9 protein-coding genes and 1 tRNA gene are annotated in these 14,934 nt (G+C 43.3%); 6 read left to right on the top strand and 4 right to left on the bottom strand.

Annotated elements, in window-relative coordinates:
• Window positions 1-136 precede the first annotated feature (136 nt).
• A complete protein-coding gene (gene kaiC, locus JGK11_RS07745; protein WP_293175649.1) occupies window positions 137-1,699 on the top strand; it encodes a circadian clock protein KaiC in 1,563 nt (520 codons plus the stop codon).
• A gap of 273 nt (window positions 1,700-1,972) precedes the next feature.
• On the opposite strand, the gene JGK11_RS07740 is transcribed toward kaiC, so the two are convergent.
• Window positions 1,973-2,045, bottom strand: a tRNA-Arg gene (locus JGK11_RS07740).
• Here JGK11_RS07740 and JGK11_RS07735 point away from each other — a divergent pair.
• From JGK11_RS07735 to JGK11_RS07715, 5 genes are all read left to right on the top strand, one after another.
• Complete coding sequence (locus JGK11_RS07735; RefSeq protein ID WP_293197530.1) at window positions 2,019-2,240, top strand: hypothetical protein; 222 nt, start codon at window positions 2,019-2,021, stop codon at window positions 2,238-2,240. The genes JGK11_RS07740 and JGK11_RS07735 overlap by 27 nt on opposite strands.
• A gap of 173 nt (window positions 2,241-2,413) precedes the next feature.
• On the top strand, window positions 2,414-5,278 hold the full coding sequence (locus JGK11_RS07730; protein WP_293204496.1) for a hybrid sensor histidine kinase/response regulator: 2,865 nt from the start codon (window positions 2,414-2,416) through the stop codon (window positions 5,276-5,278).
• Window positions 5,271-6,707, top strand: a complete 1,437-nt coding sequence (locus JGK11_RS07725; protein ID WP_293175653.1) for a response regulator — start codon at window positions 5,271-5,273, stop codon at window positions 6,705-6,707. Before JGK11_RS07730 ends, JGK11_RS07725 begins: the two co-directional genes overlap by 8 nt.
• A 124-nt stretch (window positions 6,708-6,831) precedes the next feature.
• Window positions 6,832-7,227, top strand: a complete 396-nt coding sequence (locus JGK11_RS07720; protein WP_293175655.1) for a response regulator — start codon at window positions 6,832-6,834, stop codon at window positions 7,225-7,227.
• A complete protein-coding gene (locus JGK11_RS07715) occupies window positions 7,224-9,830 on the top strand; it encodes a PAS domain S-box protein (RefSeq protein ID WP_293189780.1) in 2,607 nt (868 codons plus the stop codon). The genes JGK11_RS07720 and JGK11_RS07715 overlap by 4 nt, the downstream gene beginning before the upstream one ends.
• Before the next feature lie 355 nt (window positions 9,831-10,185).
• On the opposite strand, the gene JGK11_RS07710 is transcribed toward JGK11_RS07715, so the two are convergent.
• The 3 genes from JGK11_RS07710 to JGK11_RS07700 form a co-directional block, all read right to left on the bottom strand.
• The gene (locus JGK11_RS07710) at window positions 10,186-11,274 is read right to left on the bottom strand and encodes a response regulator (RefSeq protein WP_293175659.1); all 1,089 of its coding nucleotides are present in this window, start codon (window positions 11,272-11,274) and stop codon (window positions 10,186-10,188) included.
• Between the two features lie 664 nt (window positions 11,275-11,938).
• The gene (locus JGK11_RS07705; protein ID WP_293175663.1) at window positions 11,939-13,438 is read right to left on the bottom strand and encodes an ATP-binding protein; all 1,500 of its coding nucleotides are present in this window, start codon (window positions 13,436-13,438) and stop codon (window positions 11,939-11,941) included.
• A gap of 1,031 nt (window positions 13,439-14,469) precedes the next feature.
• Window positions 14,470-14,916, bottom strand: coding sequence for a response regulator (locus tag JGK11_RS07700; RefSeq protein ID WP_293175665.1), 447 nt, complete (start codon window positions 14,914-14,916; stop codon window positions 14,470-14,472).
• Window positions 14,917-14,934 lie beyond the last annotated feature (18 nt).

The raw sequence follows: 14,934 nt of genomic DNA, 5'->3' as shown, positions 1-14,934 counted from the left end.
AGAAGACAGTCATTGATCCGCAGTCAGCAGTCATTAGTTATTGAGCAAGAACCCAAATTACAAGCTGGGTATAAAGACTCATGGGCTGGGTTAATGAGTGAGAAATAAAGAATACTGAGAGTTGACAAAAATCGACATGAATGAAATTAGTCAAACGGTGCAACCAGAAGGATTGGTAACGGCAGGCGTTGAAAAGATTCGCACGATGATTGAGGGTTTCGATGACATCAGTCACGGCGGAATGCCGATCGGCAGAACCACCCTAGTCAGCGGCACGTCAGGAACGGGAAAAACTTTATTTGCCGTACAATTTATATATAACGGAATCATCCATTTTGACGAACCTGGAGTCCTCGTAACTTTTGAAGAATCTCCGACAGATATTATTAAAAATGCTTGCAGTTTCGGTTGGGATTTGGCACGGCTAATAGATGAAGGCAAGCTATTTATTTTAGATGCTTCCCCCGATCCAGAAGGTCAGGATATTGTGGGAAACTTTGATTTATCTGCTTTAATCGAGCGAATTCAGTACGCCATTCGCAAGTACAAAGCCAAGCGCGTTTCTATAGATTCAGTAACAGCCGTATTTCAGCAGTACGAAGCTGCATCTGTGGTGCGCCGAGAAATCTTTCGCTTAGTTGCGCGCCTCAAACAAGTAGGCGCAACTACAGTTATGACTACCGAACGGGTTGAAGAATACGGCCCGGTGGCGCGGTTTGGAGTGGAAGAGTTTGTGTCGGATAATGTCGTGATTGTTCGCAACGTCTTGGAAGGCGAACGCCGCCGCCGCACCATCGAAATTTTGAAGTTGCGCGGTACAACTCACATGAAGGGTGAATATCCTTTTACTATGACCAATGATGGTATTAATATTTTCCCCTTGGGGGCCATGCGATTAACTCAAAAGTCTTCTAACGTGCGGGTTTCTTCCGGCGATAAAACTCTCGACGAGATGTGCGGCGGCGGTTTCTTTAAAGACTCGATTATTTTGGCTACCGGTGCGACGGGAACCGGCAAAACGCTGTTGGTAAGCAAGTTCTTGCAGAATGCTTGTATGAACGGCAATCGGGCACTACTTTTTGCCTATGAAGAGTCGCGAGCTCAGTTGTTCCGCAATGCTTATTCTTGGGGCATTGATTTTGAGGAAATGGAACACAAAGGACTGCTGAAGCTGCTGTGTACTTACCCCGAATCTGCGGGCTTGGAAGACCACTTGCAGACGATTAAATCAGAAATTGCTGAGTTCAAACCTTCTCGAATTGCCATAGACTCGCTTTCAGCCCTAGCTAGGGGTGTCAGCAATAATGCTTTCAGACAATTTGTGATTGGGGTGACTGGTTTTGCGAAGCAGGAAGAAATCACCGGCTTTTTTACGAATACCAGCGACCAGTTTATGGGTTCTCATTCGATTACGGACTCCCATATTTCTACAATTACTGACACGATTATCATGCTTCAGTATGTAGAGATTCGAGGCGAAATGTCGCGGGCAATTAATGTGTTTAAGATGCGCGGTTCGTGGCACGACAAAGGAATTCGAGAATACACGATTACTGAAAGAGGCCCACAAATTAAAGATTCGTTCCGTGGCTACGAACGGATAATCAGCGGTTCTCCAACTCGGATTTCGGTTAATGAGAAGAGTGAGTTATCGCGGATTCTCCAGGGCGTGCAAGGTCAAAACGATGACGATATTTGACAATCGGCAGTCTGTTGTAGGGTGTGCGGTGCGCGCTGCTGTGTTCTGAAATCGCCCGCACAGCCAGAACTCCTTTACCAGAAATAATTGATTGAAAGCCCCAAGCCCGGGAGAAATTAAAATCAGACTATTCATTACTCCAATCCTCATCCTTCTGGGTAGAGGTCGCTCTCCAACTGTCAACTGTCAACTGTCAACTGTCAACTGTCAACTGTTGAACATTGGTCATAAAAAAGATCGATCGCGAACGATCGATCTTTTTATTAATTTCAGTGAGCACGGAGGGATTTGAACCCCCGACCCTCAGGACCGGAACCTGATGCTCTATCCACTGAGCTACGTGCCCTCAACGTTTTTTGAGTATAACACGTCTTGTCGAAAATGGCTAGTCGATCGAGCAAATTCGATCGACCCTCTCCAAACCGCTGGGCCGATGCGGGTTCTACTCGCCCGCGCGTATCGTGTATCAGGCACTTCTCGCAGCCTGAGACGGCAAATTTTGACAATTATCCTCAAAATAATAGGACAATGGGTAAAATAATATACTTTAATCTAAGCAAAGATTAGGCTCACATTCGATCGCGGTTCAGCGTCTACCACAGCTAATACAGCCCGCATCAATTTCCTCTAGCTAGTAGGTAGTAGATGGCGCTGCTGTTAAGATAAGCTCTCCAAGAACGGTTCTAGGCTAAGTTCACCAAACCTCTGAATCTTATGATTGATAAAATGTTAGATAAATTATCGCTGAGAACTGTTCTCATAGTTCCATTTGTGCTGCAAATCGTCGCAGCCGTGGGACTCGTAGGATATCTCTCCTTTAGAAACGGACAAAAAGCAGTTAATAATCTTGCCACTCAGTTAATGAGCGAGGTGAGTTTGCGTGTCGAGCAAAACCTGCAAGTTTACCTGACTACTCCCCATCAAATCAATCAAAGCAAGCTCGATACTGTCAAACTGGGCTTGTTAAACATGGAAAATTTATCAGATTGGGAGAAATATCTTTGGCGACAAGTACAATTATATCCTTATATAAATTTTACATCTATTGCTAACAACAAGGGAGACTATAGAACCGGAGAAAAACTCTCAACTGGCCCTCTCATGATTAATATGTCAGGCAAATCTACTGGCTTTGATTTTTATTCATACAATACTAACAATACAGGCGATCGCACTACCGTAGCAGCAATGGTCAAAAAATTTGACATCCGCGAACATCCTTCGTACCAAAATGCAGCTAATGTCGGCAAACCAACTTGGAGCTCAGTTTATATTTCGTTTCTTGAACCAACATTAATACTCAGCGCACTCCAACCTGTATACGATAACAACCAGCTAGAAGGAGTATTAATTGCTGCTTTGCGTCTCGACCATATTGGAATATTTTTAAACAGTCTCAAGATCGGCAAATCCGGTCAAGCATTTATTGTCGAAAGAAATGGTACGTTACTCGCAACTTCAACAGCCGAACAACCATTCCGTACCAAAGATAATAAAAAAGAACTGTTTAAAGCAGAAGAGAGTGTTGACCCCTCGACTCAAGCTACAGCTAAATATGTAGCAGCTCGTTTTCGGGAATTAAAGGAAATTAAAACTTCCTATATCTTAAATTTTGAAATAGACGGCAAGCGACAATTTGTAAAAGTCCTACCTTTCCAAGACGGCAAAGGTTTGGACTGGCTGATTGTGGTAGTTGTTCCTGAAGCAGATTTCACCGAACAAATCGATGCCAATACTCGCATGACAATTTGGCTTTGTTTGGCAGCTTTAGCCATAGCTGTAGTTATCGGCATTCAGACTTCTCGGTGGGTGACAAATCCAATTTTGCGCTTAAATACAGCAGCTAAAAATATTGCTAAAGGCGAATGGGACACCACAGTAGAAAGCGAACGTTCCGACGAATTGGGAGAATTAGCCAAGTCATTTAACAGCATGGCTCAACAACTGCAACAATCTTTTGCAACTTTAGAACACCGAGTGCAAGAGCGGACTGCCGAATTGGCTGTAGCCAAGGACAAGGCGGAAGTAGCCAATCAAGCTAAAAGTGCCTTTCTGGCTAACATGAGTCACGAATTGCGATCGCCCCTCAATGCAATTCTCGGCTTTTCCCAACTGATGACTCGCAGCCAAACCCTATCCCGAGAACACCAAGAAAATCTTAGCATAATTAGCAGCAGCGGAGAACACCTGCTCACCCTGATTAATAACGTGCTCGATTTATCTAAAATTGAATCGGGGCGCACCACCCTCAATCCCAAAAAATTCGACCTCTATCGCCTGCTACACGACTTGGACGATATGTTTCAACTCAAAGCAGACGACAAGCATTTGCAGTTAGTTTTCGATCGCAGTCCCGACTTACCGCAATACGTAGAAACTGACGAGTTAAAATTGCGGCAAATATTAATTAATTTGCTAAATAACGCTCTTAAATTCACAGAATATGGCGGTGTTTGTGTCAGAGCTAGCAAGCATTTAATCAGCCAAGACCGAGAGAAAAAATCAGTAAATAATCTTGTATCAAAAACCTACAAAAATACAGGAATTGAGGTCAGTAATAACATTAAATCTCCACATTTAACTTTGTCAGAAAATGCGAGTTATAAAAGCCACAATGACGGTTCAACTTCTGCCTCATCCTTCTTTATTCATTTTGAAGTCGAAGATACTGGCCCAGGTATTGCTGCCAATGAATTAGACAATCTTTTTGAAGCTTTCGTGCAAACCCAGACAGGCAAAGATTCCCAAGAAGGTACAGGCTTGGGATTGCCAATCAGCCGCAAATTTGTGGAATTAATGGGTGGCGAAATCAGCGTCAATTCTGCTGTTGGGAAGGGCACTAATTTTCAGTTTGATATTCAAGTTATTGCGGTGGAGGCGGCTGATATTTCTATCCCAAAACAAACTCGCAATGTGATTGCCTTGGAACCCAACCAACACCCCTATCGAATTTTGATAGTAGATGATAAACTGCTCAACCGCCAACTGTTGATTAAGCTTCTCAATCCTCTGGGTTTTGAACTGAAAGAAGCTACTAACGGTCAAGAAGCTATTGAGATTTGGGACAATTGGGAGCCGCATTTAATTTGGATGGACATGAGAATGCCCGTGATGGACGGCTACGAAGCAACACAATACATTAAAGGCACTATTAAAGGTCAAGCTACTGCTATTATTGCGCTGACTGCGAGCGTTTTGGAGGAAGAACGGGCTGTAATTTTGTCGGCGGGCTGCGATGCTTTTATGCGGAAACCTTTCCGGGAAGCCGATATTTTCGATGCTATGCACAAACATATCGGAGTACGCTATATTTATGAAGATCCGGGGCAAGCTAACTCATCGGCAGTCAAAGAGCGCGATCGCGAAATGACTGCGGCTGACTTCCTTAAATTGCCTGAGTCGCTGGTAGCTGATTTAAAGCTGGCCATACTAAAAGTGGATATGGATTTCATTGAGAGTTCGATCGACCAAATTAGATTAAAGGATACAGTAACTGCTGCTGCGATCGCCAATTGTATAGAAAATTTCGAGTACGACAAAGTTTTAAAGTTAATCTCTCAAGCAAGCTCACATGAATAATGACATTCCTAGTACCCCTCCCGGTAATATTTTAGTAGTGGACGATACCCCAGCGAATTTGCGACTGCTAGCCGGAATTTTGAATGGCAAGGGCTATAAAGTCCGCCCCGTACCGAGCGGCGAGTTAGCACTTTCGGCCGCACAAGGTATGCCTCCCGATTTGATTTTGCTGGATATTATGATGCCCGAAATGAACGGGTATGAAGTTTGCGAAAAAATCAAAGCTGATGAACGCACTCGCGACATTCCGGTGATTTTTATCAGCGCGATAAATGACGTACTAGATAAGGTTAAAGCTTTTGCTGTAGGCGGAGTAGATTATATTACCAAACCCTTTCAGATGGAAGAGGTGCTAGTTAGAGTAGAAACCCATTTAGCAATGTGCCAGTTGCAAAAAAAACTCAAACAGAAAAACGATGAACTGACAATCACTTTAGAGCAACTGCAAGCAACTCAGGAGCAATTAGTTCAATCGGAAAAAATGGCTGCCTTAGGGCAACTGATTGCAGGCATTGCTCACGAAATTAATACGCCGCTAGGGGCGATTCGATCGTCTATTGGGAATATTACCGGCTTTTTGGATAACAATCTCGACAGTTTGCCAGTTTTTTTTAAAGAACTGTCTGCCGAACGCCAGCATGATTTTTTGAGTTTAATGTACAGTTCCCGCCAACAAACTTACTCTTTATCTACGCGAGAAAAACGGGAATTTAAAAGAGGCGTGAAGCAGCAACTAGATGCGGAAGGGATTGATAATGCTGACAGCCTTGCTAGCATTTTAGTCAATATCGGATTGCAAGGAAATGTGCAAGAATTCGTGCCGTTGCTCAAAGACCCTGACAGCGAAAATATTATCAAAACCGCCTACGATTTTGCTAGTATTCAAAAAAGCGCCAGAACCATCGCTACCGCTACAGAACGCGCTGCAAAAGTCGTTTTTGCTCTCAAAAATTATGCGCGTTACGATGTGCATGGGGATAAACTAGAAGTGAATATCACTGATGGAATTGAAACTGTATTAACTCTTTATCAGAACCAGCTAAAACAAGGTGTAGAAATCGTCAGAAACTATCAAGCTCAATTGCCTCCGGTATTGTGTTATCCAGACGAACTCAATCAAGTTTGGACAAATTTAATTCACAATGCCTTACAAGCGATGGACAATCAAGGAACTTTAACAATTGACGCCTTGCAGCAAGATACCAACTTTGCCGTAAAAATTACCGACAGTGGCGCTGGAATTTCACCGGAGATTTTGCCGAAAATTTTTGAGCCGTTTTTTACGACCAAACCAGCGGGAGAAGGCAGCGGATTAGGATTGGATATTGTCAAAAAAATCATTAAAAAACATCAGGGTACAATTGATGTGGAGTCAGTGCCCGGTCAAACTGCATTTACAGTGTCTTTGCCGATTAATTTAATTGAGTAGGTAAAACACCAGACTGAAATCTGGGGCTAAAAATTTGCAGTCTAGGCGCGCGGAATGTAGAATTTGGAAAACGGCGTGCTGCCCATCCGGGTTCACCCTGCCAGACGAAAGGAGGAAACTAGCGATGTCTAAACCAGCAATTTTGTGTGTTGACGATGAAGTAGCGGTGTTGGAAAGTCTGGAAATTGAACTGCAACAGGCATTTAAGGGTAAATATCTTTGCGAATTTGCTGAAAGTGCTGCCGAAGCACTGGAGATTATTGAAGAGCTGTGTGAAGATGAGGTTAACATTCTAGTTATTGTCTCTGATTGGTTGATGCCTGGAATGAAAGGAGATGAGTTGCTGATTAAAATTCATCAAAAATATCCGCAGATTGTGACAGTTATGCTGACAGGACAAGCGGACAAAGAAGCAATTGAACGCACAAAATCTCAAGCCAATCTTCATGCTTTTATACAAAAACCTTGGCAAAATCAAGAATTAATTGAAGCGATTAAGTCTGGTCTAGCAAAGTTATGAAAAAACCTGTGATTATTTGTGTGGATGATGAGCAGACTATACTCGATAGTCTGGAAATAGACCTGCTAAAAGCCTTTGAAGATAAATATTTAATTGAAACTGCCCAAAGCGGCGAAGAAGCTTTGGAATTGCTGTCTGAACTTTTAGCAGAACAGTATGAAGTTCCTTTGATTATTTCCGATCATATCATGCCGAATATGAAAGGAGACGAGCTATTGAGAAGCGTTCATGCCATCTCGCCGAGAACTCTCAAGATTATGCTGACGGGGCAGGCTAATTTGGAGGCGGTAGCCAATGCTATTAATTATGCTAAATTGTACCGATACATACCTAAGCCTTGGCAAACCGATGATTTAAAATTAACTGTTACTGAGGCAATCTACAGATATTTTCAAGATAAACAATTAGCTGAAAAACAAATAGAACTTCAGGAAATGAATCAGGAGTTGGCAAGATTAAACCGCAAGCAGGCGATGCTGATTGCTAAACTCCACGAAAACGAAAGTCGGTTGACGCAATACCTGGAAGCGATGCCGTTGGGCGTGTGCGTGCTTGATGCGAACGGTCAATCTTTTTATGCTAATCAAAAGGCGCGGGATGTATTTGGGAAAGGCACTGTACCCCATATTAATTCGGAGCAGAAAGCAGCAATTTATCAATTCTATAAAGCCGGAACTAATCAGAGATGTCCTGTGGAAGAATTGCCAATTATGCAGGCGCTGCGGGGCGAAAGTGTGCGGACTGAGGGTGTGGAAATTCGGACTGGTAATAAGGTTATTCCGGTGGAGAGTTGGGCGACTCCTATTTATGATTCTCTCGGGGATATTTGCTACGGGATTATTGCTTTTACTGATATTACGGAACGCAAGCAAGCTGAAGCAGCGCTGGTGCAAGCTGAAGAGAAGTATCGCCGGATATTTGAAAATGCTCTCGAAGGTATTTTTCAGACTGCACCTGACGGAACTTTGATTAGCGCTAATCCTGCTCTCGCTCAAATTTACGGCTATGATTCCCCTGAAGAATTGATGGCAAGTGTTAATGAGATTCAGCGGCAATTGTACGTGCAACCGCACCGCCGTCAAGAGTTTTTTGCGTTGATGGAACAGTACGGTACTGTGTCTGAGTTTGAGTCGGAAGTTTACCGCCGAGATGGCAGTATTATCTGGATTTCTGAGGATGCACGTACTGTTTTTGATGCTAGGGGTGAACTGCTTTACTACCAGGGTTTTGCTGAGGATATTACTTTGCGAAGACTTGTAGATGCGGAACGCCTGAAGTTTACGAATGATTTGGAAAAAGCTTTGATAGCTGAAGAAAAGTTCAATGAAGCACTGTTAGAAAGCGAAAATCGGCTGACTCAATTGCTGGAAGCGGTGCCGGTGGGTATATTTGTGGTTGATGGTATTGGGAAACCTTGTTACATGAATTCTTGGGCTGAGAAAATACTTGGCAAAGGCTTGGTTTCTGATGTTATTCCTAGCACTTTGCCGGAAGTTTATCAAACTTACTGCGCCGGAACTAATGAGCTGTATCCAAGCGAGAGACAACCGATTGTGCGGGCGCTGGGGGGGGAAGTGGTGCACTCTGATGATGCAGAAATTCACCGCCCGGAGAGGATTGTGCCGATCGAGATTTGGGCGACTCCAATCTACGACGAACGGAAAAACATTGTTTACGCGATCGCAGTTTTTCAAGATATCACAGAGCGTCAAGAGGTAGAAACCGAGCGCCGCAACTTCACAGATGAGCTGCAAAAGGCTTTAGCAGCGGAAGAAAAATTAACAGATGCTTACGGGCGGTTTGTGCCGCACCAATTTCTACACTTTCTGGGATATGAAAGTATTCTGGATGTAAAATTAGGCGATCAGGTGCAGAAAGAAATGTCGGTGTTGTTTTCAGATATTCGGAATTTCACGGCTCTTTCAGAACAGATGAGTCCTGAAGAAAATTTTCAATTTATTAATGCTTATTTGTCGCGGATGGAGCCTGCAATTACTGAAAATTTTGGGTTTATTGATAAATACATTGGCGATGCAATTATGGCGCTGTTTAATGGCAGTGCGGACGATGCGGTGAAAGCTGGAATTGCCATGCTACAGCAGCTTAACGAGTATAATATGAGTCGCAGTCGGCCCGATCGCGCGCCGCTACAAATTGGCATTGGCATCAATACGGGTTCTTTGATGTTAGGCACGGTGGGGGGGCAAAATCGGATGGATAGCACGGTGATTAGCGATGCGGTTAATTTAGCTTCTCGCGTGGAAAGTTTGACGAAAGAGTATGGAGTTTCGATGTTAATTACTCACAATACTTTTGTACAGTTAAATGATGTTTATGATTTTAGGTTGATCGATCGCGTTACAGTCAAAGGCAAATCGCGCATGGTAACGGTTTATGAAATATTTACGGCCGATCCGCCCGAGTTGCGGCAGAAAAAGTTAGATACAAAGACAATGTTTGAGCAAGGTTTGGTTTTCTACAATAGTGACAAATTTCTCGAAGCTACAAGATTGTTTTCGGCGTGCTTGCAAGTCAATCCTGGGGATAAGGTAGCTCAAATTTATATGCACCGATGTGTGAAACGGGCGATCGCTCCTGCATAAGCTTTGTTTGCCCGAGAGATTGTCTGTTATGTTCGAGAGGGGGAGAGGGGAAGAATGGGGAGCATATCATTTTTATAAAAAGCATTTTTTCTTTGAGTGCGAGCACGCAAGAGTTCGCGTATTGTACAATACGCGAGCTCTTGCGTGCTCGCACTATAAATACAAAACTGAGATGCTCCCGGGAGAGGGGGAGATGGGTATTCTAGATTTAAATATGCAATTTTAATCTAGAATACCATAATTCTGGTTTACTTTTTCCCAAAATAATGTAACTTTAGGGAAGATCCCAACCCCGATTTAGTAAATCATCCCCAAGTCTAAAATCTAAAATATAAAATCTAAAATCTAAAATTGTTTAGATTGGCAGGGAAACGGAAACTATTGTTTCTTGCTGTGGCAAACTTTCTATTTTAAATTTTCCTCCGTGCAATTCTGCTAGGCGTTGAACAATGGCCAAGCCCAATCCCAAACCTGGTTGTTGGTAAAGTTTGCGATCGAACTGCCTGTAAGCTTCTAGCTGTGCAATCTGATCGGGAGTCATGCCGCGGCCTTGGTCTTTGACAGACAGAATAAAAGTCTCATTTTCCACGAAAGTGCTTAATAAAACTGGCGTTCCTTCTAAAGAAAATTTGAAGGCATTGTCCAGCAGTTCCTCAACAATTTTTGTAAGTCTCATAGAATCAATAGCTACCGACGCATCCTGCAAATTTAATTTTAAATCATCTGTTCTATTCACCTGTTTCGCTTGCTGGAGCGCTTTTTGAGTGAGCAAAGATTGTACGCAGCTAAATTGGCTACAGCGCATTTCTTTTAGCAGTTCGGGATTTGTGCCTGCTATCTCAAGTTCTGCATACAGCAAAAAGTTCTGAATCAGCCGATATAAGCGATGACCTGAAGTGTTAATTTGACCGATCATTTCTAAGATGTCTGAATCCTCGAACACCTGATATTCTGACAAAATTAACTCGGAAAAGCCCAGAATAGCATTCAAAGGAGTCCGCAATTCGTGGGGGAGCGACATACTAATATTAATGCGTAATTCGTCTAGGGTTTTTTGAGATTGCTTGCTAATTGTTTTCTGTTTATCAAGTCGAATAGCAATTGCTTTTAGCAGTTCTTGTGGCGTACAAGGTTTAGTAATGTAATCGTCTGCTCCCATTTCCATGCCAGTGCGAATGTCACTTTTATCGGCTTTGGCTGTGAGGAAAATAAACGGAATTGTGGCAGTTATGGGGTCGGAACGCAAAGCTTTGAGGACGCCGTGACCGTCAATTTCCGGCATCATCATGTCGCACAAAATTAAATCGGGGATTTGTGCGATCGCCAATTTGATACCGACTTTACCGTCGTTCGCTCCAATGCCTTCAAAATTCTCGGCTTCCAGTAACTCTAAAATGTTTTCTCTAATCGATTCTTCGTCTTCTATTACTAAAATCTTTGCCACGGTTATTGCTCCTTTTCGTTAGTAGTTGTTGCAAAAGATCTGTGTGAGGATACTTGACAAATTTGTTTGTTTGTGTTGTTAACTGAGCGTTAAGTGGCGGATGCTTATAGTTGATAATTTAGTCGTGAAGCTGGGGTGCATCTGGCGCAAGGAAGAGGGCGAAGCATGACCGCATATAAGTTATTAGTTATCATCTCATATTGACTGCGGTCATGCTTCGCCCCTACGAATATATTCGCCTTGCGCTAGATGCACCCTGAATCTGTACTGCATTTAAATTGTATAACCTTTCTCCCAAAAATGATGTATGTCTGGTAATGGCTAATGGGTAATTGGTAATCGATAGTTTCTTTCCTATAAGCTTTCGGGAGCATCTCAGTTTTGTATTTGTAGTGGTGTCGGGAGCTCGCGTGCTTTATAAAGCACGCGAGCGGGGACGCTCGCACTGTAAAAAAAATGCTTTTTCCAAAACTGAGATGCTTCCAAGCTTTCTGAGGTTAAACTCCGGTAAAGAGGCTCTGGGCGCGTGTGTGTTATCAATCCGACGATCGTAGCAGAATGTGACATACCTCGTCTTTATGAGAACCGCTATATATTTGAATGAACTATTAACATTAATCAACTCGTCTTCCCCTCTCGCACTCTCTCTCTCTGGCGCAGCAGCTTATTGGCTAGCACAAATTAAAGGTAAGGTAATAGTGAAAGTTGTGCTTTTTCCTTCTTGACTCTCGATCGCCAGTTTGCCGCCGTGAAGTTCCACGGCTCTTTTCACAATTGCTAAACCGAGACCTGTTCCTGAAATAGTGCCGACATTTGTAGCTCGGTAAAAAGTTTCTAAGATCCGCTCTATATCGGTTTGGGGAATCCCGATGCCCTGGTCTTGAACCTGGAAAACAGCTTTGCCGTTTTGACAATTTAGTCTCAAGGAAACTGAACTGCCGGCGGGGGAATATTTGATGGCATTTGAGAGGACGTTTCCCAACATTTGCCGCAGCAGTTTTTCATCCATTTGAGCGTCGCAGTTGCCGCCTTCATGTATAAAGGCGATCGGATGTTGGTTGCTATCGTTGAGCTGCTGTTCTTCTACGAGTTGACGGCAAAATTTTTCGAGGTTTAAGGAAATCGGTTGAAATGGTAAGGTGTTTGCTTCTATTTTGCCAATTACGAGGATATCTTCTAATAACTCTGTCATGCGTTTGATGGCTAGTTGAATCCGCACAAAATGAGTAGATTTTTTTTCTTCTGACCACTTAGCGCTGTAATCTTGGAGCAATCCAGCGGAAAATTGGATGGTTGTCAGGGGGGTGCGGAATTCGTGGGAAACCATGGTGACAAATTTGGCTCGCAGTTCGGAAAGTTCTTTTTCTCGTGCGAGGGCTTTGAGAATTTCAGCTTCTGCGCGTTTGCGATCGCTAATGTCGCGGGCTTCAGCAATCAGCAGCAAAACTTGTCCTGTCTCATTTTTAACAGGTTTGAGTGAGAAATCAACTGTGACAATTTGGCCGTTTTTGCCTACCAAGTCGATTTCGCTGCGGAAAAACTCGCCGCGGCTGGCTTTGGCGATCGCAAATTGCAGTTGTTCGGAAAAATTTCGGGTTTGAGGCCAAATCACCATTTGCCAAATCGGGCGGCCGACTATATCTTGCGATCGCACTCCGGCAAAATCGAGGGCTGTCTCGTTGACTTCCAGCACGACTCCTTCGGGAGTCAGCAGCTTGGTGAGTTGAAAGGAAGAGTCAAAAATCGCCCGAAAACGCCGCTCGCTTTCCCGCAGCATTTGGAATGTTTGCGATCGTTCGATCGCGTAGCGGATAGTCCGCACTAATAATGGAGTAGTAATTTGACCTTTAACAATGTAATCTTGAGCTCCCAAGCGAACTGATTCTAGGGCGATCGCCTCATCGTCCAAGCCTGTCATTACCACCATTGCTGTATCGGGAGCAACTTCTCGCAGGCGAGTTAGGGTTTCCAAACCGCGGCTGTCGGGTAAAGAAAGGTCGAGCAATACTATATCAAAGTGTTGTTTGGACAGTTGGGCGATCGCCTCATGCAGGAACTCAACAGACACGAGTTCCCACTGAACGCCCCCAGATACTTCTAAAAGTTCTGCAAGCAAATCAGCATCAGCGGGATTGTCTTCTATTAACAGAATCTTAATCCACATAGCTTAGAGGTTTTTGGCTGTAACATTTTCACGGCGTATCAATCTCAGCTTAAACTTTTTTTCTTGACCCTGCCATTTGCAACTTGAAAATTATTATTTGGTAACACTTCCAAACCACTTTATTTAGCCAAATTCAAGTCAAGCATAATGCAATCAAGACGGGGTACGCCCACTACAAACTTTCTGGCTGGAAAAAAATCCTTGCTGACCGAAGAGCGAAACGCAAGCCCCGGGCTAACGACACGGATCCAAGTCGGTAGCGGTTTCAACCGCCTTCAATATTTCTTTACATACATCAATCAATACGAAGGACAGTTTTAGATCTGATCGAGTATCTCAAACCCTTGATGGCTATAGGGCTGACTATTTTTTCAATCTTTAAGTCTAGCCCGCTCGTTTCAAAAAATCATTAAAAATGCCAGGGCTTAGTCTGTAACGCTTACAGAGTCGTTAAAAAACTGTCCGAACTATCGATCAATGAAACATATCGAAAATTGATGTTATGATTAAGAAGATTGAGTAGGAATAACCATCTACGTGTTGAAACAACCTAGTACGGTGCAATCCCGGCAACGGACATATCCGACTTGATTCGGAATAGTTAAAGGGCAAACAAAAGGCTGGTTGTTGAGCGTACCGTAACTTTTGGCTAGTGATGGACTCTGAAAGCAAAAAAAACTAAAGTATACGCAATGCTTGAAGAAATTCAAGTTGAGCGAGTAGCGGCGAATTGATAGCGCCTTTGTAGATCCGATTATGGTTTCTTCAAGAATCCCCTCGCCTTTAGGCATGGGGAGTATCAAACTCCATCTTCCACTCTTATGCCACTTGTGAAAAAAATGCTTTTTGCCAGACTTTTTCTAGCCAAGTGATACTATTTGCGATTCTGGCATGAGAAATGGCTCTGGGGTTTGCAGTTAGCCTACATTTGCATTTTTTACCGATATCAGGACTGCTGGGTGAATCCTCCTATACCGAATTTCAAAAAGTTGAAAAAATTTTCTATTGGCCATCAGCAAAGTATCTGTTGTTTAATTTAGAGGAAGTTTGACGACTGCGAGCCAGAATTCCTCAATTAACCTGACTACTTTAGTAAATTGTACGAAGTCTACAGGCTTAGTTATGTAACAGTTGGCGTGGAGCGAGTAGGACTTGGCAATATCCTCCGGAGCTGCTGAAGTGGTGAGAATCACTACAGGAATTAATTTTAAATTAGGGTCAGTTTTAATTTCTTCTAGCACTTCAACGCCACTTTTTTTGGGCAGATTCAAATCCAGCAAAATTAAATCAGGACGGGGTACGCCCAGATAGGGTGCTGTTTTGCGTAAAAACTTGATTGCTTCAACTCCATCCTCCACAAAATGTAAGTTATTCAATATTTTACCCTGACCGAAGGCTTCTATTGCCAAATCGGCGTCGCTGGGCGAATCCTCAATCAGCAGAATCTCAACGGGTCTAACAGTGCTTCGATCGCTCATAACTGGCGTATCCTTTTG

This window comes from Microcoleus sp. PH2017_34_RAT_O_A (assembly GCF_020737885.1).
GTDB lineage: Bacteria > Cyanobacteriota > Cyanobacteriia > Cyanobacteriales > Microcoleaceae > Microcoleus.
This window is presented reverse-complemented; position numbering and strand designations above follow the sequence as displayed.